General features: G+C 58.9%; 20 protein-coding genes and 2 pseudogenes. 14 read left to right on the top strand and 8 right to left on the bottom strand.

The annotated features are described in order from the left end of the window. Positions 1-63: 63 nt before the first annotated feature. The 4 genes from ACSQ9D_RS31515 to ACSQ9D_RS31500 all read right to left on the bottom strand — a co-directional run bounded on the left by ACSQ9D_RS31515 (position 64) and on the right by ACSQ9D_RS31500 (position 3,186). A complete protein-coding gene (locus tag ACSQ9D_RS31515) occupies positions 64-1,080 on the bottom strand; it encodes a DUF3618 domain-containing protein (protein WP_436285697.1) in 1,017 nt (338 codons plus the stop codon). Next, positions 1,080-1,496, bottom strand: a complete 417-nt coding sequence (locus ACSQ9D_RS31510; protein ID WP_436285696.1) for a phage holin family protein — start codon at positions 1,494-1,496, stop codon at positions 1,080-1,082. Before ACSQ9D_RS31510 ends, ACSQ9D_RS31515 begins: the two co-directional genes overlap by 1 nt. Next, positions 1,489-2,028, bottom strand: coding sequence for a nutrient deprivation-induced protein (locus ACSQ9D_RS31505; protein WP_436285695.1), 540 nt, complete (start codon positions 2,026-2,028; stop codon positions 1,489-1,491). Before ACSQ9D_RS31505 ends, ACSQ9D_RS31510 begins: the two co-directional genes overlap by 8 nt. Positions 2,029-2,262: 234 nt before the next feature. After that, positions 2,263-3,186 (bottom strand): ArdC family protein, encoded by a 924-nt coding sequence (locus ACSQ9D_RS31500; protein WP_436285694.1) that lies wholly within the window; start codon positions 3,184-3,186, stop codon positions 2,263-2,265. A gap of 367 nt (positions 3,187-3,553) precedes the next feature. Here ACSQ9D_RS31500 and ACSQ9D_RS31495 point away from each other — a divergent pair, with 367 nt between their 5' ends. From ACSQ9D_RS31495 to ACSQ9D_RS31485, 3 genes are all read left to right on the top strand, one after another. Further along, complete coding sequence (locus ACSQ9D_RS31495) at positions 3,554-3,832, top strand: HU family DNA-binding protein (RefSeq protein WP_436285693.1); 279 nt, start codon at positions 3,554-3,556, stop codon at positions 3,830-3,832. A gap of 512 nt (positions 3,833-4,344) precedes the next feature. Further along, on the top strand, positions 4,345-4,491 hold the full coding sequence (locus ACSQ9D_RS31490; RefSeq protein ID WP_436285692.1) for a hypothetical protein: 147 nt from the start codon (positions 4,345-4,347) through the stop codon (positions 4,489-4,491). A gap of 10 nt (positions 4,492-4,501) precedes the next feature. Then, positions 4,502-4,696: a hypothetical protein gene (locus ACSQ9D_RS31485; protein ID WP_436285691.1), complete on the top strand. Its 195-nt coding sequence runs from the start codon at positions 4,502-4,504 to the stop codon at positions 4,694-4,696. 428 nt (positions 4,697-5,124) lie between these two features. Here ACSQ9D_RS31485 and ACSQ9D_RS31480 read toward each other — a convergent pair whose 3' ends face one another. Then, on the bottom strand, positions 5,125-5,433 hold the full coding sequence (locus ACSQ9D_RS31480; protein ID WP_436285690.1) for a DUF982 domain-containing protein: 309 nt from the start codon (positions 5,431-5,433) through the stop codon (positions 5,125-5,127). Between the two features lie 696 nt (positions 5,434-6,129). On the opposite strand from ACSQ9D_RS31480, the gene ACSQ9D_RS31475 reads away from it, so the two are divergent. Beyond that, a complete protein-coding gene (locus ACSQ9D_RS31475) occupies positions 6,130-6,252 on the top strand; it encodes a hypothetical protein (RefSeq protein WP_436285689.1) in 123 nt (40 codons plus the stop codon). A gap of 714 nt (positions 6,253-6,966) precedes the next feature. Here ACSQ9D_RS31475 and ACSQ9D_RS31470 read toward each other — a convergent pair. Then, on the bottom strand, positions 6,967-7,398 hold the full coding sequence (locus ACSQ9D_RS31470) for a winged helix-turn-helix transcriptional regulator (RefSeq protein WP_436285688.1): 432 nt from the start codon (positions 7,396-7,398) through the stop codon (positions 6,967-6,969). Between the two features lie 90 nt (positions 7,399-7,488). Between ACSQ9D_RS31470 and ACSQ9D_RS31465 the strand changes: the two genes are divergently transcribed. The 4 genes and pseudogenes from ACSQ9D_RS31465 (at position 7,489) to ACSQ9D_RS31450 (ending at position 10,841) form a co-directional block, all read left to right on the top strand. Beyond that, complete coding sequence (locus tag ACSQ9D_RS31465) at positions 7,489-8,304, top strand: oxidoreductase (protein ID WP_436285687.1); 816 nt, start codon at positions 7,489-7,491, stop codon at positions 8,302-8,304. Positions 8,305-8,361: 57 nt separating this feature from the next. Next, entirely contained in the window at positions 8,362-9,363 is a 1,002-nt protein-coding gene (locus ACSQ9D_RS31460; protein ID WP_436285686.1) for an NADP-dependent oxidoreductase, read from the top strand. Positions 9,364-9,481: 118 nt separating this feature from the next. Beyond that, positions 9,482-9,619 (top strand): annotated as a pseudogene (locus tag ACSQ9D_RS31455) (IS5/IS1182 family transposase); the annotation flags it as partial. 309 nt (positions 9,620-9,928) lie between these two features. Next, positions 9,929-10,841, top strand: a pseudogene (locus ACSQ9D_RS31450) (hypothetical protein). Between the two features lie 986 nt (positions 10,842-11,827). Here the strand turns inward: ACSQ9D_RS31450 and ACSQ9D_RS31445 are convergent. After that, positions 11,828-11,992, bottom strand: coding sequence for a hypothetical protein (locus ACSQ9D_RS31445; protein ID WP_436285685.1), 165 nt, complete (start codon positions 11,990-11,992; stop codon positions 11,828-11,830). A 247-nt stretch (positions 11,993-12,239) separates the two neighbouring features. After that, entirely contained in the window at positions 12,240-12,944 is a 705-nt protein-coding gene (locus ACSQ9D_RS31440) for a transcriptional regulator NanR (RefSeq protein WP_436285968.1), read from the bottom strand. Between the two features lie 177 nt (positions 12,945-13,121). On the opposite strand from ACSQ9D_RS31440, the gene oiaX reads away from it, so the two are divergent. From oiaX to ACSQ9D_RS31410, 6 genes are all read left to right on the top strand, one after another. Beyond that, on the top strand, positions 13,122-14,378 hold the full coding sequence (oiaX, locus tag ACSQ9D_RS31435) for a 3-oxo-isoapionate-4-phosphate decarboxylase OiaX (protein WP_436285967.1): 1,257 nt from the start codon (positions 13,122-13,124) through the stop codon (positions 14,376-14,378). Positions 14,379-14,383: 5 nt separating this feature from the next. Further along, positions 14,384-15,721: a four-carbon acid sugar kinase family protein gene (locus ACSQ9D_RS31430; RefSeq protein WP_436285684.1), complete on the top strand. Its 1,338-nt coding sequence runs from the start codon at positions 14,384-14,386 to the stop codon at positions 15,719-15,721. Position 15,722: 1 nt separating this feature from the next. Further along, on the top strand, positions 15,723-16,487 hold the full coding sequence (locus ACSQ9D_RS31425; RefSeq protein WP_436285683.1) for a triose-phosphate isomerase: 765 nt from the start codon (positions 15,723-15,725) through the stop codon (positions 16,485-16,487). Positions 16,488-16,521: 34 nt separating this feature from the next. Then, on the top strand, positions 16,522-16,968 hold the full coding sequence (derI, locus tag ACSQ9D_RS31420) for a D-erythrulose-4-phosphate isomerase (protein WP_436285682.1): 447 nt from the start codon (positions 16,522-16,524) through the stop codon (positions 16,966-16,968). 76 nt (positions 16,969-17,044) lie between these two features. Further along, complete coding sequence (locus ACSQ9D_RS31415; protein WP_436285681.1) at positions 17,045-17,872, top strand: phosphogluconate dehydrogenase C-terminal domain-containing protein; 828 nt, start codon at positions 17,045-17,047, stop codon at positions 17,870-17,872. A gap of 78 nt (positions 17,873-17,950) precedes the next feature. Beyond that, the gene (locus tag ACSQ9D_RS31410) at positions 17,951-18,892 is read left to right on the top strand and encodes a D-ribose ABC transporter substrate-binding protein (protein WP_436285680.1); all 942 of its coding nucleotides are present in this window, start codon (positions 17,951-17,953) and stop codon (positions 18,890-18,892) included. The last annotated feature ends 44 nt before the right edge of the window (positions 18,893-18,936 follow it).

Below are 18,936 nucleotides of genomic sequence, written 5' to 3'. Positions count from 1 at the left end.
CTCATCGAAGGGCACAACACCCGGCCCAAGGACCCACTTGCATCTCCAGCCCAGTCGACGGTTTCACGAGGACTCTGGCTCTTGCCTGCCTATATCTGATTTGAACTTGTCAACCTCCTCGACCACACGATCTCTGGCTACCTCATGAACGTCCGACGCGACTGCGACTGCCTTATCATAGGCGTCGGACGCAATCTCGGCTCCTTGATTGACCAACGTCGATGCCTGGGACGAGACGGCGTTGCGTGCCGCATCGGCAGTTTCACCGAGAAACTCGTCTTCCGTCTCAGTATGTGGAAGCGCCGCGCCAATCGCTGCTCCTAGAGCGAATGCGAGAGCACCGCCGACGAGCGGTTGATCCCGAAAGTGAGTGAGAATGGCCGCGTTTAATTTGCTCGCTTGCTCTTGCACTCTTTCTCCGGCCGACGCGGATCGTTCCGACAGCGAACTTGCAGCATCCGACGCTCGCGTCCCGATAGTGCTCGCGGTGTCTTTGACCTGAGACCATGTTTTCGACGCCCATCCCGACGCAGCGTCAAAAATTGCCCCCGTCTCGTCGACAATTTCCTCGATCTGCTTGCCACTGGCATCCGCGAAGCCTCGATAGGTTTTTCCTGCCTCATCCATGAAATGGCCGGCACGTCGTCCGTCATCGTCGGTGAGTGCTTTCAGTCGCTTTCCGGAGGCGTCGGTGAAATGGCTGTAGCGGGCGCCATTTTCCGTTGCTTCTGGTGGGCCGATGCGCCGCACAGGTCCCTCGACCGGATACAAAGGATAGTCACCGTCGAAACCAGGACGAGATGCGGCGCCCCCAGATGACGGCGTTTCCTGTTTCGCCATGAGCCATGCCAAGCTGACCCCCATGAGAGCGACCGGCAGCGGATTGGCCTTAAGAGATTGACTGAGATTCCTAACATATTCACCGCCGCCGCTGCTCTTGGCGTAGGCCAGCATTTCATCGATCAGTTGCCCCGGTGACATTCGCTCCTGGATAGCGTCTATCCGATCCTCGATACGCAGGCGATCGGCGTCGATCTCGCGTTGGAGCTCCGAGGATGTTTTTTCGATTGAGTTTTCCATCAGATCTTTTCCTTCACAGCGTTGACGTCGCGCCGTAGTGAGGTTGCCGTGCGATCTAGCCTCAACTTATCTCCGCGCAATGCATTCAATCCTTTCGACACCATTGCCCAGGCGATGGCGGCGATGACAAGACCGACAATAAGTGCAGCAAGCGCGCTCGCGTTGGACTGTGTCATGCCGTAGTTGACGAGGACTGCAGCCAGCCCCCCGACGAGGGCGCTCAGCAATATGCCGACCGCACCGATCGCGAGGATCAGCCCAACAATCAGAACCTCGATACCGCTGAGTGCCTGCGAAATTTTTTCCGATGCCTCAGTCTTCGCAAGGTCGATCTCCTTGCGCAGCAGTCCAGCGACATCAGTCACCAATCCGCCCAGGAGTTCGGACAAGGGTGTGTTTTCAGGTAACCTAGCCATTTGTATATTCTCCGCTTTTCAAGGGAGAACCAGAAGCTGCGCTCGTCGATCGTTTGGCCGATGCGGTCAGAAAGCGGCTGGCCGCCAAGCCCGCAAGTGCGGCGATACCAAGGAACGCCAGCGGCTGCTTGCGTCCGAACTCTTCAGCCATTGTTGCTACCTCGCCGAGGTCTCGGCCCTCCATCTGCTTTGCGAGGGTTTGCACGCTACTTCCGATTTGCCTGGCATATCGGCCGACCTCGGGCTGGTCTGATTTTTCGAGCTCCGAGCCAACCTTTTCAAGCGCGGTAGCGATACCGCCCACCTGACGGGCTGCAAAACTTGTCTCCTTCGAGACCGCGTCTTTTACTCGAGCGACGGCGGCCGCCGCGTCCTCCTTCAAGGTGTCGCGCGCAGCGCTGAGATCATCGACGATCTGCTCCTTTAGATCTCCCACCCCCGCTGGCCTTTTCGCGGGCGGGATTAACTCGCCGCTTGTCGAGTGGGGTGACGATCCGACGCCGCCCTCCATTCCTGAAAACTCGTTTGACATAAAAGCCTCCCATGGCTGAAACAAACGGCAACTGCCGCGTCTACGAACCATCGGTCTGAAGGTTTGTTCCCCGACATAAGCGTCAGTTTTTTCGACGGTCGATTTCCGCCTGGAAGAGCCGATTTATGTGCATCAAACGGTTACGGCTCTCTCACGCGAGACTGTGACCGATCGATGAAATAGCCGCGTATGTCGCTCGAACGCGCCGGCGGTCGTCTGAAATCGGAAAGGCGGCTACGCCGCCTCCCCTTCGTCTATCTGATCCGGCTGCAGGTAGTGCAGGTAGCTGACGGCGCGCTGCGCATGGCCGGCGGCGACAAAGATCGCCCGCTTGTCGCCGGAGAGAACCTTGAGCCAGGCGGCGAGATAGCTTGCATGATCGGGCCGCGGCTCGAGTTCGGGAACGATGCCGAGATCGGCGCAGAGGAAGCAGCTGCCGAGTTCGGCGATCAGTTCCTCGCGGGCGCGGTCGCTCTGGTCCTTGGCATAGCGGCTGAGATCGCGATCCAGTCGATGCGGTGCCGCCGTCCAGTGGGTCAGCTCGTGACTGAGGATCGCGACATAGGAGGCCGCGTCGCGGAAGGCTTCGAAGGCTGGCATCTGGATGTGATCGCGGGCTGGGGCATAGTATGCCGTCGATCCGCCGTGCCGGATCAGGGCGCCGGTATTGGCAAAGAAGCGGTCGGCATGGCCGATACGGGCAATCGGATCCTGAACCGCTGTGACCTGATTAAAGCGCGCATCCAGGCCGGCAATCTGCTCGGCATTGAAGACCGTGTAAGCCTTGAGAAACGGGATATCGTGCTCGACCGCTTCGCCGGTGTCGGTGGTTTCGGTGCGGATGAAGGAACTGGCAAAGACCATCGTGGTGCCGGTCTCGCCCTTGCGGACCGCCGCCCCCAGTTCGAGGGCCTGGCGAAACGTCATCCAGGTCGGCGAGGTGAAGCCGCGGGCGATCGCCTCGGACCACAGAAGCAGGACGTTGATGCCGGAATAGGGTTGGCCGTTGTGGCGCAAAGGCCGGGTGATCCGGTCGGTCGCCTGGGCGGAGCTCCAGGGCTGCATCCAGGGCCGCACGCCCTGTTCGAGCTCGGCGATGATCTTGTCGGTGATGCGGCTGTAGAGATCGGATCGTTGGTGAGTTTGCTGCCTGCTCATGTTGGAACCTCCGTTTTGAGGTCGCGACCATCGCGACCTGCTACGGCGGTCCGAATGCCGGGCATCAGGCGCAGGCCCGCACCCGATAGGGCCGCAACGGACGTGGAGGACGGCAACGCCGTTGCGGGGCGGCGCGGGCCCGGCAGGACCTAAAGCCGGGGCAGGACGCAAGGCGCGGCAAGGCGGGGATCGTTCGCCGACGGGCAACACCGCCGAATCCGCTGGCGGGCGAAGAGGCATCACAAAATCGCACGGTTAGCCGCAGAAATTGTGGAAAACGCTCTCAAACAGGGTGCAGAAGACGGCGGCAACGTGACAGGCCGCAAAAGCCGAGCCAAGGCTTTCGTGCTAGAAGGAGTTCGAAACAATGACCACAGCCAACGAAATCGCTGACAAGATCGCCACAGAACACAGCCTGACGAAGGCTCAAAGCAAGGCGATCGTCGCAGCGGTGTTTGCAGCAATCACAACAGCTGCGACATCTGGGACCGAAAGCTCCATCCCGGGCTTTGGCAAGTTCAAGGTGAAGGACACACCAGAGCGGGAAGCGCGCAATCCGGGCACAGGCGCGGTGATCAAGATTGCGGCTGCAAGGAAGCTCGCATTCACACCAGCCAAGGCGCTCAAGGACGCGTTGAACAAGTAGGCAGATCCTGCTTCGTTCGCGTGCATTTATGGAACGCCGCTATGGCTCAGGGCTGGTGGGCGGATGAATAATTTTCCGGACCAGTTTCAGGCGCTTCGCCTGACGGCGGCGCCCTTCAGCCGCAGAGATGAACAGGTCCCGCTTGTGCCGCGCACATAGCGCCCGCAATGGCGCATGTTCACGTCCATCGGCCCTACCGCACCGTGCCAGAGATTGAGGCCTCTGCCATTTAGACAATATTCGAGCCGAAACCGAAGGAACGCCGGCCTTTCGCGTGTTTATTCGTGCCTGATAGTTACACCTGCGGCCGGCTAGCGACACCACCTTCGGCTTGGTCTTCAAGTCGGCTGGGGACCGGCCGTCGCTCAGAATACCCGCACGGCTTCTGAAACGATCGGCGCGAAGCGCCGCCAGACGGTCGCGTATCGCCTCGCTGCTAAAGTTTTTCGGTTGACCCCATCGGCACCTACCCTAGGTCAAGAATTGGGGGCGCATTGTTGACGAGGATTCCAATGCTCCAGCAAGAACGCATCGAACGAGCCAAAGAAACAGAGCGGATCGTGAAGGAAATCATTGAGCAAGAACGTCTTGAGCGCGTTGAAAAAACCGAGCGCCTCCGCGCTGCTCGGATGCAAGCGCGCGAGAACAATACCCACTGAAGGATCCCTTATGCCAGCCGCAAGAATCCCTGACATAACACCGCAAAGAGATCACGTCGTGACAGCGAGAGAAGCACTCGAAGGGCTTTACCTGAAGCTTGAGCAAGAGGTCGAGGTTCGTCTGGTGGCGGCAGCACTTCGTGCCGGGTGGTCAGCCAAAGAAGCGTTGGACGCGATCGACCAGCTTCGTGCCGATGCGGCATAAGGATCAACGCCCGAAAAGTGAGGCGACGCGCTCCTCTGCTTCGACTGTCAGCCCGGCAGTTCTGAATGGAGCCAAGACATGCGGTCGGCACGATCAATCAGATTCGAGACTCGCTCGCCGCACCCGCGACCGATGATGCCGTAGACGATAGGCGGCTAAAAACCAGGACGAGCGATCTTGGGTTTGCGTCGGCTTTGTCATTCGTGGGCGCGTAAAATCGAATTGTATCGTCTCTCAGAGGACGCAATCTGGAGCCTGGATTGCGGATCGGACCCCAGCGTCATTCAGGCCCCTTCCTCGGCAATCCTCGCGGGATGCCCGCGGCGATCTGTGTTGAAACCTTGAGGGCTTCCTTTAAGACGGGAGCCCCTGTGTCAACCAGCTTTCTTTGCGGATGTCCCGCGAGCCAGTACGGGCGCCATACGGCCTTACATGCTTTTGTCCGTTCTTGGAGGGAACGAAAAAGGATGGCGGTTGGGCAGCTCCTTGCGCTGAATTGTAAAACCAGCCTCGAGACAGGCCGCAAGGAAGAGCTCCTTAGCCACTGCGGGCGGGGTATATTTGCCTAGGACGCGTCTACAGCTAGCGACTGCGGCATCGTGATAGGCACCGTGGGCTCTTGGCCACTCATGTTCGAGAAAGTCGAGCGTGTCGTAGACACTTTCGAATGACTTCTCGGTTCCATTCTGAAGTTGAACGATGACAGGGCTAGACCAAAAAACATCTGACGTCGGCATTTCATCCTCCTTGTCTTCACCAACGACACATGCAGGAAATCTAATATTCAGAAGGCAGTGATTCAAGCCGCCTGCGAAGATGATTGCCACTGCGAAAAAGCCCGCCGGGTATTGCGGGGCGAGAGCAAGGACGTTTGGAAAGGAACCCCTGCGAAGTGAGGAGGAGGCCGGCGCTTCCGATCGAAAACGGCTTTTCCCTTTTTGTTTCCCAAATCAGGGCCTGCGTTGAAGTGCAAGTCTTTGCACGTCCGGCGCGTTCAATTAGTCCCTGTCCTGGAGGTCCACAAGCGGCCGCCGAGAAGGACCCCGCTGCCGACATGGGTTGTCACTGGATATATCAGGTCAAAATCGACCCAGCCAAGTCATCGTGGCCCAGACGCACAGTGCTAAAGAATGGCCGTGTGTACGGAATCGTACGGGACTTTAGTCCAGCTTTTCAAGCGATGGCGATCAGTTCTACCTTTCTCTTGTCCAAGCCCAACTGGACACCCGGGAGGTTCCAAGCGAATGTTCGCGGATTGAAGCCCTCCGGAGCCTCCCGGACTACTAGGAAACTTTTCGTGCACCGATGAGCAAACGGGAACCTGATCATTTCAACCCTTACCGACATGGATGGGCAGCGCTCAAGATGCGATGTCCTGGTCTTCACCGCTTTGATGGTCAGGAGGATCGGGTAAAGGAGCTCTGTGAGGCCGGATGCAGTTGGAGGGCGACCAGGAGCGGATGGCAGAGTATGATGAAATCTGCTTCGGCCTAGAGCAGGATGCTCATGACTACCTTGCCTACTATCAGGCTCGTCGCGACGGTGCTTTTTCGTAGCGGCGGCACGCCGCGAACCTCAAAGCGAGCTCTTTAGTTCGGGCTGACACCGACGCGGCCTCGCAAGGTGGCATCCGACGAAGCGTGCCCCGCTTGCACTCCAGGTTTCCCACGACGAAGCTCGACCAGGAACGTGCTTGAGCCGCGCCTGTTGTGCCGAAATTGAGGACAAGGCTCAGCCTTGAAGCGACTTCGTAATCACTGCCGCGCTCAACGTCCTGGGAGCGAGATGAGGCGGTGGCCTGGTCAGACTTAGGTCCGACTTTTCGAAAACCGGTTTGGTCCTAATTCTACGGCTGTCCTCGCCTAGAAGGATATAGAGGGAGGTCTCGGCTGTTGTTGCGGAACCCCCGCTGCGATCTCCCTCTGTGATGCCCCTGACAGATACAAGCCGGAGTCTGCACGTTGGGCGACCTTCCGCTGTATTCGTTCCTCAATCCCGAGAGGCAGCTATCTCTGGTATTTTTACTACTTCCGATTTGCCGACACAGATCGTGGGCGTAGGTCGGCGAGAAGAAATCGACAGTCGCAAGGACAGAGCGCGGTTGTTTGCCACGCACATCCAAACTCACGACCTATTAATCTGGCATCAGCATTTGGCAGCAACTGCCATGAGGCATCGCCCGACGAACGGGCTACCACCTGCAACTTTGTGCCGGAAGAGAGCGTGCAGCAGGAGCAGTTAGCGCGCTGCTTCATCTGCCGTCGGGCCGTTCATTCAGGTGCGGCGATACGAATGGGACGTGTTCCGACCGGAGCGCCGGTTGCGCGGTCGATGGTGACGGGATCGATCTCGGTTCCGGTCTCGGCGTCGAAGAAACGGGTCACCTTGCCGCCGCCGCGATGCTTGCGCCCCCACGCGCCGATCGCAAATAGAACCGGCAGAAAGTCGCGGCCCGCTTCCGTCAGCACATATTCGTCCCGCGGAGGACGGTCGGAATAGCGGCGCTTTTCCAGCAACCCCTCCTCGGTCAGTGATGAAAGCCGCCCCGTCAGCATCGTCGGCGCGATACCGAGGCTCCTGCGAAAATCATCGAAGCGGGTCAGCCCCGCATGGGCGTCGCGCATGATCAGCATGCTCCACGCATCGCCCACGAGCGCCAGGCTGCGGGCAATCAGGCACGGTTGGTCCGAAAGATTCTTCATGTCGATATCTTTTTAGTAGTGACTCGCTATCGATTTGATAGTAACAGAATGCGAAACCATGTTCCACGACAAAAATGAAGGCAGACGTCGATGAGAAAGACAGAACGCGGCATTGCCCTGGTCACAGGTGCGTCCTCCGGCATCGGGCTGGTAACGGCACAAGCGCTGCAGCGCGATGGCTATCGTGTCTTCGGCACCAGCCGAAAGCCGATGCCCGACACTGCGGATGGGATCACGATGCTCATCTGCGACGTGACCAACGATGCAGCCGTAGAGAGCGTTGTCGACGAGGTTCTAAGCCGCGCTGGGAGGATCGATCTTCTCATCAACAATGCCGGGATCGGATTGCTGGGCGGTGCTGAGGAATCCACGACGGAACAGGCCAAGGCCGTATTCGATGTGAACGTATTCGGCACCATACGCATGACAAATGGGGTGCTGCCAGTGATGAGACGACAGCGTCAAGGTCGTATCGTCAACCTCAGTTCAATACTCGGGCTGATCCCCGCCCCCTACAACGCTCTTTACGCATCGACCAAGCACGCCATCGAAGGCTATTCGGAGTCTCTCGACCATGAAGTGCGAACGCAGGGCATCCGCATCGTGCTTGTCGAGCCGGGCGTCACACGCACCTCCTTCGAAGAGAACATCACGCGACCGGATCGGCCACTTGGCGTCTACGATACGGTTCGCGCCGGCGCAGAGAGGTTGATGCGCGAGATTGTCGCGAAGGGCGATGCACCCGAGGTGGTGGCCGAAGCCGTCGTAAGGGCCGCCAATGCGGCATCGCCCAAACGCCGCTACACGGCTGGAAAGGCTGCGCGACAGGTCCGCTTCATACGGCGCTTCCTGCCCGAGGCCTTCGTCGACAAGAACCTTCGGAAATTCAACAGACTTCCCGATTGAGTGTTGTCGCTGCACTCCGGGCGCTGCCGGCTCACCACAGAAACGAAAGGTAATCTGATGAAATCATTCCTGATCGATCGCTATAAGAAGGGCGGCGTTTTGCGGCTCGGCGAAAGTCCGGTGCCTGAGTTACGTGAGAACGACGTCATGGTCGAGATTCATGCCGCCGGCGTGAACGTCCTGGACAGCAAGATCCGGGACGGGGAGTTCAAGCTCATCCTGCCCTACCGGCTTCCACTGGTGCTGGGCAACGATGTCGCCGGCGTCGTTGTCCGGGTCGGGACCAAGGTGCGGCATTTCAAGCCCGGTGACGAGGTCTATGCACGTCCGGCCCAAGATCGCATCGGGACATTCGCAGAGTATATCGCCATCGATGAGGCCGATGTGGCAATGAAGCCGAGCAATCTGACGATGGAAGAGGCCGCATCCGTTCCGCTTGTCGCCCTCACAGCATGGCAGGTGCTGGTCGAGCGGGCAAACTTGCGGAAGGGGCAGAAGGTGATGATCCATGCCGGTTCGGGCGGTGTGGGCACGATCGCAATCCAGCTTGCCAAGCATCTCGGAGCGTATGTGGCCACAACCACGAGCACGGCCAATATCGCTCTTGTGAAAAGCCTCGGGGCAGACGTGGTGATCGACTACAAGAAGGATGACTTCGAGGAAGTGCTGCAGGGCTATGACGTCGTGCTGAACAGCCTTGGGAAGGATACGCTGGAGAAATCCCTTTCTGTGCTGAAACCCGGCGGAAAGCTGATCTCGATTTCCGGTCCGCCTGATCCGGACTTCGCGAGGCAAAACGGCTCCGGCTGGCTGCTTCAACAGGTCATGCGCGTCCTCAGCTTCGGAATCAGGAGAAAATCGAAACGCCAGGCGATCAACTATTCGTTTCTGTTCATGACAGCGAATGGTGGGCAGCTTGGTCGGATTACCTCCCTGATCGAGGCCGGTGTCATCCGACCGGTCGTGGATCGGGTCTTCCCGTTCGAGCGGACCGACGAGGCGCTCGGCTATGTCGAGACGGGTCGTGCGAAGGGGAAGGTCGTCGTCGCTGTGAAGTGACGTCTGGGGCCTATAGAAGCCCGCGGCATTTGCCACTTGCAGCCATCTCGAGGGAAATCGAATTGCAGTGCAAGGAGGCACTGCAATGCGTGATTTAATGCTGTGATCCCAAGCGCACATGCGCCGACTAAAAGACTTTCCATTGTCCCGCGGCATTCCGCGTGTGGATGACCGTAAGATCATAAGCGGCACTGTCTTCGTCATTCGCAACGGATTGCGCTGGCGTGACCCGCCAATGGAATACGGTCCTCACAAGAACTCATGCACTGGCGTCGCATTCACGCCCCGATATGACCGCTGCGCGCGCACCTTCTGCTCAAGCGTAAGCATCGCGGCAACCGTGATCTTCTGGCTCTGATGAGTAATCCTGAGTCTTGTCGCCGCCTTCCGGCTCTCCATTGTCCTTTCGGAACCATTACTTCCAAAATGCGTTCCATTTTCCACCGCAGATACGATTGTTCTAACTGGAGGACTCGAAAATGGGTCGTGGCATTCTTCTCTGGCTCTTAGGCGTTCCGATTCCGATCATCATCCTTCTCGCTCTGTTCGTACGATAGGAGCCGACATGTCCCCGTCCGAAGTCCAGGTCGGCGAGTTAACTCCTGTCGAATCTTCAAGGTCCGCCATCTCGTGGGGGCCGATCATAGGAGGCGCCATCGCCGCCACGGGCGTGACTCTCATTCTCCTTCTGCTCGGTTCCGCCGTGGGCCTGACAATGGTCTCTCCTTGGTCGGCGCAGAGTAGCTCCGCCGCCACGGTCGGTGTGACCGCGGCGATCTGGCTTGTCCTCGTACAGTGGCTGTCCTCTGCGCTTGGCGGATATCTGACGGGTCGCCTTCGAACCAAATGGGCTGCGGTCCATACCGACGAAGTATTCTTCCGCGATACCGCTCATGGCTTCCTGAGTTGGGCCTTGGCGACCGTCTTCGTCGCTGGATTTTTAGCATCATCACTAACGTCGCTGGCTGGGGCCGGTGCCAGTGCAGCCGGAACGGTTGCCACGGCAGCGGGCGCTGCGGGCACTGCGGCCGCCTCGTCGTCAACGACTGGTCCCGATCTTTCCACGTCCTACTTCGCTGATGCGCTTCTCCGTCCGGAGCAAGTGAGCGAGCGCGCGCCAGACGATGCTGGCGCGGCAACGGCCGAGGTGTCGCGCATCCTTCTGCAAGGCGCTGTGAACGGTCAGGTGCCAGATGGAGACAAAGCTTACATTGCACGCATAGTGTCAGCCCGGACGGGTCTCTCCGATACCGACGCCCGCAAAAGGGTCGACACCGTTCTGAAGCAGGTCGACGACCAAAGTGGCTGCCCAACAGGTCGCAGACAAGGCTCGCAAAGCTGCCGCGACGACGGCCCTGATCGGATCGCTCTCTTTGCTGATCGGCGCCTTCATCGCCTCAGCCGCAGCCGCGCTCGGTGGCAGGCAGCGTGACGATGAAGAGGATCTTCTGGTCACGGGCCGTGCGCCACTTGTCTAACCGATCTTGGGGCGCTCGGCACAGGGCCCCATTTCAGCATCATGGCGGTCACTTTCCGACGCCCTGGTCTGCCGATCGACGAAATCAAACGATGCGACCAAGGCCAACAGCGTTGGACATTCCCTGGAGAGCAAAGCAGATTGAAGACGCGACGGCGCAACCGGAGTTTGAGCGCCGGGGCCGAAACAGAGGTGCCATACCACAGCACAAGGGACCTCATAGTCAGCGGGACCCATGAGGCCCCCTTTGCTGCCCGAACCCTGGCTATCCCCTTCCAACCAAGGCTCATTGCCACCACAAGGGTGGATGGCAATTGAGTGAACTATAGCTTTCCCCGATACCGCCCGCATCGGACTTTGGTCCCGCGACGTGTGGTTATCGGACATCTGCCGTCAGCGGCTGTCACGGCGGCTGCATGAGGCGCATAAATTCGCCCCGTCCACTCACGCATTTGCATGATCTTGACAACGAATGGGCATCTGAGGTCCAGGCTGCAACGTGCCCGACCTTTGCTGCGGCATACAACGCTCCGCTTGGCCACAAGAGCGCCCTCAATCCCAGAGTTGGAGTGGAGGACGAAAGGCCCATTCGCTGGAGTTCGGTCCGTCGAAGAAGATAGTCGACACCGCCCACCCGGAACCATTTGCACGCGAAGCCCTCCAAACAAAGACAAGTGGTTTCCCTCCTTGTCCGCCTTGCAATTGACGTCCGGTTTGCGCTAACGCCCGGACCCCTCCTAACTCGCAAGGCGCTTCATGAAGGGTCACTGACACACTATGGTGAGATCTCCGTTTCTCTCCTGGAACTGTGTCACCACATCTTCGTTTTTCGAATGGCCCTGCAAGCTTTCTTGCCATTCAGGCTTGCGCGAGCAGGCAGAGTTTAGAACGGCTCATCGGGCGAATACGATGAATGACGGTGAGATGGATCGGTTCAAGCATGGCCTGGCGTCATTTTTGATGAGGCGACCCGACCTCCGTCCATATTTATGCAAGGCCAACCAAATGCATGACCTGTTTGTGTCCTACAGTCAGGCTCTCCAACAGCGGGATCGGCTTCGGCAGCGAACGTTCGCGAGCCTCGATTCGATCGTCGACAGTGAGGAGTTTTGTCGTGGCCTGGAAGACGAGATAGCTTGCCTTCTTCCGCATTATTCTGGCCCCCGTATGATCCACTAACGGTCAGCAACGCATGGCGGTATCAACGGCCAGGCGTGCAAGATCAATTTGCGTCATCGTCACCTCCGGTGCCTCGGGTCGAAGGACGGAGACCTGCCGTCGGCACGCTTTCAGCCGTCTCCGACGAAACCCGCACCTGACTTACACTTCGTGTTGCCAATGGACCGTTCGGTCAAATTCTGACGAAATCAGTAGCTTACGTCCGATGGGCACCGTGAGGTTACTTCGCGTATAGCGCTCTCGACCGCTCGAGATGTTTAAGGAGTGCCATCTCCGACCCATCCACATCATTCGCAGCCAAGCGGTCCACAATCTCCTCGTGTTCGGCCAACGTGAACTTTTCCTTACCGGTCCAGATGAGCATCTCGGTATGGTATTCCTTCAGCCATGCGAGCATCGCTTCACTGACGGCGACGTAGATCGGATTGCCAGAAATCTGCGCGATGCGGGTGTGAAACTCCATATCCGCATCGATGAACTCTTCGGCTCGCCCAAGTGACATGCGCTGGCGCTCGATGATCTCCCGCAGATCATCGATGTCATTTGCGGATGCGCGCTGGGCGGCCTCGCGCGCCATGCCGCGCTCGAAGAAGATGCGCGCACTTTTGAGATGCTCCAGCGAGTCGGCCGATTGTGACAACATGATCTTCGCGGTCAGATCGACCTGGCGAAAGATTGACTTCGCCGTCAACCTGAGAACCTTCGCCCGCTCACCGTGCGAAATACTGACAAGCCCTTTGTTCGCGAGAGACTGCATAGCCTCTCTGATGGCCGGCCGCCCAACGCCGAAGCGTTCCATGAGCACGCGCTCAGATGGCATTTCATCGCCTGGCTGAAGCTCGCCTGACGTGATCATTCGCTCGAGTCGATCAAACACTTCGTCGGACAGTTTCCGACGCACGATTTGTTCGAGGGGTTGGGTCATGACATCTCGCTGGCTCAAAATGTCTCCTCCTAGCATTTTCCATGTTGAGAACAAAGCTCGCGATGAAAATTCGCGCATCCAAACATTTTGCTTTTCATCAGTTGGAATACTCATTATACCAGATCATGAGTTGACGCCATGACAATCTTTCGTGGCGAGAGGAGCAACCTGCAATTCATGATGATTACCCTGACCTACCGCATCGAGACGCCTGGGAGCGTCGAGGCGATGGCGGACAAAATCGCAAGCGACCAGTCGACCGGAACCTTCGTGCCCGTTCCTGGTGAGACTGAAGAATTGAAATCACGTGTCGCTGCACGCGTGCTGGCGATCCGCCCGCTCGAAGGTACGAGCTATCCGACTTGGCCGGAGGTCGCTGCCGGCACACCGCTCCATCGCGCCGATGTCGACATCGCCTTTCCGCTGGACGCGATCGGTACCGATCTTTCCGCATTGATGACCATCGCGATCGGCGGCGTCTATTCCATCAAGGGCATGACCGGCATCCGCATCGTCGACATGAAGCTGCCCGACGCCTTCAAGGGCGCGCATCCGGGACCACAGTTCGGCATTCCCGGCAGCCGCCGTTTGACCGGCGTTGCGGGGCGCCCGATCATCGGAACGATCGTCAAGCCGGCCCTCGGGCTGCGGCCACACGAAACAGCAGAGCTCGTCGGAGAGCTGATTGAGTCCGGCGTGGACTTCATCAAGGACGACGAGAAGCTGATGAGCCCGGCTTATTCGCCGCTCAAGGAGCGCGTCGCAGCGATCATGCCGCGCATTCTCGATCACGAGCAGAAGACCGGCAGGAAGGTGATGTATGCCTTCGGCATCTCGCATGCCGATCCCGACGAAATGATGCGCAACCACGACATTGTTGCCAATGCTGGCGGTAACTGCGCTGTCGTCAACATCAACTCCATTGGCTTCGGCGGCATGAGCTTTGTTCGCAAGCGCTCCAATCTGGTGTTGCACGCGCATCGAAACGGTTGGGACGTGCTGACGCGCGATCCAGGCGCCGGCATGGACTTCAAGGTCTATCAGCAATTCTGGCGGCTGCTCGGGGTTGACCAGTTTCAGATCAACGGCATCAGGATCAAGTATTGGGAGCCGGACGAAAGCTTTGTCTCGTCCTTCAAGGCGGTCAGCGCGCCGCTATTTGATGCCTCCGATTGTCCGCTTCCGGTTGCCGGTTCCGGCCAGTGGGGAGGACAGGCCCCGGAGACCTATCGACGGACCGGCCGTACCATCGATCTTCTCTATCTGTGTGGCGGGGGCATTGTCAGCCACCCTGGTGGCCCGGCGGCCGGCGTTCGGGCCGTGCAGCAGGCCTGGCAGGCCGCAGTCGCAGACATCCCGTTGGAAATCTACGCGAAGGATCATCCGGAGCTCGCCGCCTCCATTGCAAAATTCGGCGACGGCAAAGGCGCGTGACGGTTATGGATCGACTTCTCGTCAGCTATTACGGGGACGACTTTACCGGATCCACCGATGTCATGGAGGCCTTGGCATCGAACGGTGTTGCGACGGTGCTCTACCTCGACGTTCCCACGCCCGAAATGCTGGCGCGCTTCAAGGATTGTCGCGCAATCGGCATTGCGGGGACAAGCCGCAGCGAGACGCCCGCCTGGATGCAACAGCACCTGTCGCCTGCTTTCGAATGGCTGAAGTCGCTTGATGCAACCATCTGTCACTACAAGGTCTGCTCGACCTTCGATTCCGGTCCGGAGATTGGCAGTATCGGCAAGGCGATCGAGATAGGCCGCGCGACCTTCGGGCAATCAATCGTGCCCGTCATCGTCGGGGCGCCGCAATTGAAGCGCTACACGGCATTCGGCACGCTCTTTGCCGCCTACCAGGGCCGTATCTTTCGCATCGATCGCCATCCGGTGATGAGCCGCCATCCGGTGACACCGATGGACGAGGCCGATCTTGCAATCCACCTGGCGAAGCAGACTCGCGTTCCTATCATGGTCGCGGATCTTGTCGCGATCACCTCGACCGACGCCGATGCCAGGATCGACGAACTGGTATTGAATGCGTCCGGAATTCTGCTCATCGATGTCGATTCTGCGGCGACACAAGAGGCTGCAGGCCAACAATTACTCCGCCTCACGAGCAGATCCGGGAGCTTTGTTGCTGGTTCATCGGGGGTCGAATATGCCCTTCTCCGTGCATGGCGCCATAACGGCGTCATCAGCCAAAGCAGCGTCGAGTTTCCGGACGTCGGCGGCGTCGACCGCCTTGCCGTCGTGTCAGGCAGCGTATCGCCGACGACCGAGCGGCAAATCCGAAGTGCAGTCGATGACGGCTTCGAGAGCATCGCTCTCGATCCGCTAGCACTGATCTCGCAGGATGGCGGCCGCGGCGTGGATCGAGCGGTACAGGCTGCCATCCACAAGCTCAAGGAAGGCAAGAGCGTCATCATCCACACCGCTCTCGGGCCATCTGCGGACATCGGCGCCGACATCGACAAGCTTCCGGGCGCCCGTCACGAGCTCGGACGTGCACTTGGCACGGTCTTGCGCCGCCTGATCGAGAGCGAAGGGCTTTCTCGAGCGGTCATTGCCGGTGGCGACACGTCCAGTCACGCACTCAGGCAGTTGAAGATCGACGCATTGACGACCCTTCTTCCGCTTCCCCAGACGCCGGGGTCGCCGCTTTGCCTCGCGCACGGCGACTATCAGCCGACCAACGGCCTGCAGATCGCTCTTAAAGGCGGCCAGGTCGGAACAGACGGTTATTTCGCGCAGATACGCGATGGAAGGAAGAGTTGAGATGGTTTTCTGGGTCGGCACCAGCTTCAAGATGAACAAGACCGTTGAGGAAGCGCTCGCCTTCGCGCGCCGCCTCGCCGAGACAGACGACGAACGAGACGTTCGCGTACAGCGGTTTGTCATTCCTTCGTTTACCGCTGTCGGCGAGGTCAAACGCGCGCTTGCCGATACTTCGGTGAAGGTCGGCGCTCAAAACATGCACTGGGAGGATGCTGGTGCCTGGACGGGGGAGATTTCTCCCTTGATGCTGAAGGACTGTGAGCTCGACATCGTCGAGTTGGGTCATTCCGAACGACGCGAGCATTTCGGGGAGACCGACGAAACCGTCGGCCTCAAGGTTTCGGCCGCTATCCGTCACGGTCTCATTCCCTTGATCTGCATCGGCGAGACATTGCAGGAACGCCAGCAAGGCCAAGCCGATGCTGTCCTGCGGCGGCAGGTCGAGAAAGCTTTGGCGGGCGTGGGCAGCGCAGCCGACCACGCTCCGATCCTGCTCGCCTACGAACCCGTCTGGGCGATCGGCGTCAATGGTATTCCGGCAAAAGCCGACTACGCCTCGGAGCGGCACGGAAAGATCGCCGAATTGGCCAGATCCATTCTCGGACGCTTGGTGCCGGTCCTCTACGGCGGAAGCGTCAATCCGCAAAACTGCGAGGAACTGATCAGCCAGGCGCACATCGACGGGCTGTTCATCGGCCGCTCGGCTTGGTCCGTCGACGGTTACCTCGACATTCTTGGCCGCGTTACTGCGGCGATCGAACGCTGATTTCCATGCCTGAAGGCGAGTGAAGGAACCTGTTATGAAGATCGCAATTGGCGCAGATAGCGCTGGGAAACCACTCTTGGATGTCATTGCTGCCCATCTTGGGAGCAAGGCCGACCTGGAAGTCCATGATCTTAGCCAATCCGGCTTCTACGCCGACCTTTCCCAGCGTCTCGCCCAGACGATTGTCAACGGCGAACATCAACGCGGCATCCTGATTTGCGGCACCGGCATCGGCGTCTGTATTTCTGCAAACAAGGTGCCAGGCATTCGCGCTGCTCTCACGCACGATACCTATTCCGCAGAGCGTGCGGCAAAATCGAATAACGCACAAATCATTACGATGGGCGCACGTGTCATCGGGCCAGAACTGGCGAAATCGATCGTCGATGTCTGGCTTGCTTCCGAATTCGACCCGCAGGGTCCGTCGGCTGGAAATGTGCAGGCGATCGACCGGCTCGACGCTGAAAAGCCCGCAATATAACAATTAAGTGGTGATATGGTGATTGACTCATCATACCAGTATATGATCCTATCCAAAACTCAAAAGGTGAGGAAACATGACTAAGATTGCCCTCTTCGGCGCTGGCGGGAAAATGGGATACCGGCTTGCAAAAAATCTCAAGGGTTCGCGTTTCGACGTGCGCCACGTTGAGGTTAGCGACGCAGGTAAGGCCCGTTTGAAGAATGATCTTGGCCTCGATTGCTTACCGGTCGATGCTGCCCTCGATGGCGCGGAAGTGGTTATCCTTGCCGTACCGGACACCGCGATCGGGAAAGTCGCCGTAAGCGTCGTCGACAAGCTGAAGCCCGGCACCATTGTTGTCGCGCTGGATGCTGCGGCCCCCTTTGCCGGTCACCTGCCAAAGCGCGACGATCTCACCTATTTCGTCACCCATCCCTGTCATCCGCCAATCTTCAACGACGAGACGGACATGCAGGCGAAGAAGGACCACTTCGGCGGCCTGTTCGCCAAGCAGCACATTGTCTCGGCGCTGATGCAGGGACCAGAAAGCGCCTACGCGCTTGGTGAGGAAATCGCCAAGGTCATCTGGGCCCCGGTGATGCGCTCGCACCGGGTGACGGTCGACCAGCTTGCCATGCTCGAACCTGGGCTGTCGGAAACGGTGTGCGCATCGCTGCTCGTCGTCATGCGACAGGCCATGGATGAATGCGTTGCACGCGGCGTGCCTGAAGAAGCTGCCCGCGACTTCCTGCTCGGCCATATGAACGTGCTCGGCGCGGTCATCTTTAAGGAAGTCGACGGCGTGTTCTCAGATGCCTGCAACAAGGCGATCGAGTTCGGCATTCCAGCCCTGATGCGCGACGACTGGAAAAAGGTATTCGAACCACAGGAGATCGCCGAAAGCATCCGGCGCATCACCTGAACCGGCTTGGGGAAGGCCAAGCCTTCCCCTCAACCGCCCCAAGGGAGACGGGGTTTTGTTCACACTCGGGAGGAAAAAATGAAACTAACGCGTAGACTGACACTTGCAGCCTTTGCCGGCGCACTGGCGCTCGGGACGGCCATTCCGGCCTATTCGGCCGATCTCATCGCCATCATCACGCCGGCGCATGACAATCCCTTCTTTAAGGCAGAAGCCGTCGGCGCCGAAGCAAAGGCGAAGGAACTTGGCTACGAAGCCCTCGTCATGACGCATGGCGACGACGCCAACAAGCAGTCCGAAATGATCGACACCGCGATCGGACGCGGCGCCAAGGCGATCATTCTCGACAACGCTGGAGCAGACGCGTCTGTCGCGGCCGTCAAGAAGGCAAAGGATGCGGGCATCCCCTCCTTCCTGATCGATCGCGAGATCAACGCAACCGGCGTGGCTGTCGCCCAGATCGTCTCCAACAACTACCAGGGCGCCCAGCTCGGCGCGCAGGAATTCGTCAAGCTGATGGGCGAGAAAGGCAACTACGTCGAGCTGGTCGGCAAGGAGTCTGACACCAATGCCGGCATCCGCTCGCAAGGCTATCACGACGTCATTGACGACTATCCGGACTTGAAGTCTGTCGCCAAACAGTCGGCGAACTGGAGCCAGACGGAAGCCTACTCGAAGATGGAAACCATCCTGCAGGCAAATCCAAACATCAAGGGTGTCATCTCCGGCAACGACACCATGGCCATGGGCGCGATCGCAGCACTGCAGGCCGCCGGGCGCAAGGATGTGATCGTCGTCGGCTTCGACGGCTCCAACGACGTGCGCGACTCCATCAAGTCTGGCGGCGTCAAGGCGACCGTTCTGCAGCCCGCCTATGCACAGGCTCAGTTGGCTGTCGAGCAGGCAGACGCCTACATCAAGAACAAGACCTCGCCCAAGGAAGAGAAGCAGTTGATGGATTGCGTTCTCATCAACGCAGACAATGTTGAAAAGCTCGAGACCTTCGCTCTGACGAACTAATCAGCCGCGGATTGCAGAGGGGCAGCGCTGCGCCCTCTGCAATT

Origin of the sequence: Rhizobium sp. LjRoot258, from assembly GCF_964254185.1 — a bacterium.
Lineage (GTDB): Bacteria > Pseudomonadota > Alphaproteobacteria > Rhizobiales > Rhizobiaceae > Rhizobium.
The sequence above is the reverse complement of the archived record's forward strand: the minus strand, read 5'-3'. Positions and strand labels throughout refer to the sequence as shown.

Excerpts from the sequence above, each read along its gene's own strand:
- ACSQ9D_RS31515 (WP_436285697.1), bottom strand. The coding sequence starts at position 1,080 with ATGGAAAACTCAATCGAAAAAACATCCTCGGAGCTCCAACGCGAGATC.
- ACSQ9D_RS31510 (WP_436285696.1), bottom strand. The coding sequence starts at position 1,496 with ATGGCTAGGTTACCTGAAAACACACCCTTGTCCGAACTCCTGGGCGGA.
- ACSQ9D_RS31505 (WP_436285695.1), bottom strand. The coding sequence starts at position 2,028 with ATGTCAAACGAGTTTTCAGGAATGGAGGGCGGCGTCGGATCGTCACCC.
- ACSQ9D_RS31500 (WP_436285694.1), bottom strand. The coding sequence starts at position 3,186 with ATGAGCAGGCAGCAAACTCACCAACGATCCGATCTCTACAGCCGCATC.
- ACSQ9D_RS31495 (WP_436285693.1), top strand. The coding sequence starts at position 3,554 with ATGACCACAGCCAACGAAATCGCTGACAAGATCGCCACAGAACACAGC.
- ACSQ9D_RS31490 (WP_436285692.1), top strand. The coding sequence starts at position 4,345 with ATGCTCCAGCAAGAACGCATCGAACGAGCCAAAGAAACAGAGCGGATC.
- ACSQ9D_RS31485 (WP_436285691.1), top strand. The coding sequence starts at position 4,502 with ATGCCAGCCGCAAGAATCCCTGACATAACACCGCAAAGAGATCACGTC.
- ACSQ9D_RS31480 (WP_436285690.1), bottom strand. The coding sequence starts at position 5,433 with ATGCCGACGTCAGATGTTTTTTGGTCTAGCCCTGTCATCGTTCAACTT.
- ACSQ9D_RS31475 (WP_436285689.1), top strand. The coding sequence starts at position 6,130 with ATGCAGTTGGAGGGCGACCAGGAGCGGATGGCAGAGTATGATGAAATC.
- ACSQ9D_RS31470 (WP_436285688.1), bottom strand. The coding sequence starts at position 7,398 with ATGAAGAATCTTTCGGACCAACCGTGCCTGATTGCCCGCAGCCTGGCG.
- ACSQ9D_RS31465 (WP_436285687.1), top strand. The coding sequence starts at position 7,489 with ATGAGAAAGACAGAACGCGGCATTGCCCTGGTCACAGGTGCGTCCTCC.
- ACSQ9D_RS31460 (WP_436285686.1), top strand. The coding sequence starts at position 8,362 with ATGAAATCATTCCTGATCGATCGCTATAAGAAGGGCGGCGTTTTGCGG.
- ACSQ9D_RS31445 (WP_436285685.1), bottom strand. The coding sequence starts at position 11,992 with ATGCGGAAGAAGGCAAGCTATCTCGTCTTCCAGGCCACGACAAAACTC.
- ACSQ9D_RS31440 (WP_436285968.1), bottom strand. The coding sequence starts at position 12,944 with ATGACCCAACCCCTCGAACAAATCGTGCGTCGGAAACTGTCCGACGAA.
- oiaX (WP_436285967.1), top strand. The coding sequence starts at position 13,122 with ATGATGATTACCCTGACCTACCGCATCGAGACGCCTGGGAGCGTCGAG.
- ACSQ9D_RS31430 (WP_436285684.1), top strand. The coding sequence starts at position 14,384 with ATGGATCGACTTCTCGTCAGCTATTACGGGGACGACTTTACCGGATCC.
- ACSQ9D_RS31425 (WP_436285683.1), top strand. The coding sequence starts at position 15,723 with ATGGTTTTCTGGGTCGGCACCAGCTTCAAGATGAACAAGACCGTTGAG.
- derI (WP_436285682.1), top strand. The coding sequence starts at position 16,522 with ATGAAGATCGCAATTGGCGCAGATAGCGCTGGGAAACCACTCTTGGAT.
- ACSQ9D_RS31415 (WP_436285681.1), top strand. The coding sequence starts at position 17,045 with ATGACTAAGATTGCCCTCTTCGGCGCTGGCGGGAAAATGGGATACCGG.
- ACSQ9D_RS31410 (WP_436285680.1), top strand. The coding sequence starts at position 17,951 with ATGAAACTAACGCGTAGACTGACACTTGCAGCCTTTGCCGGCGCACTG.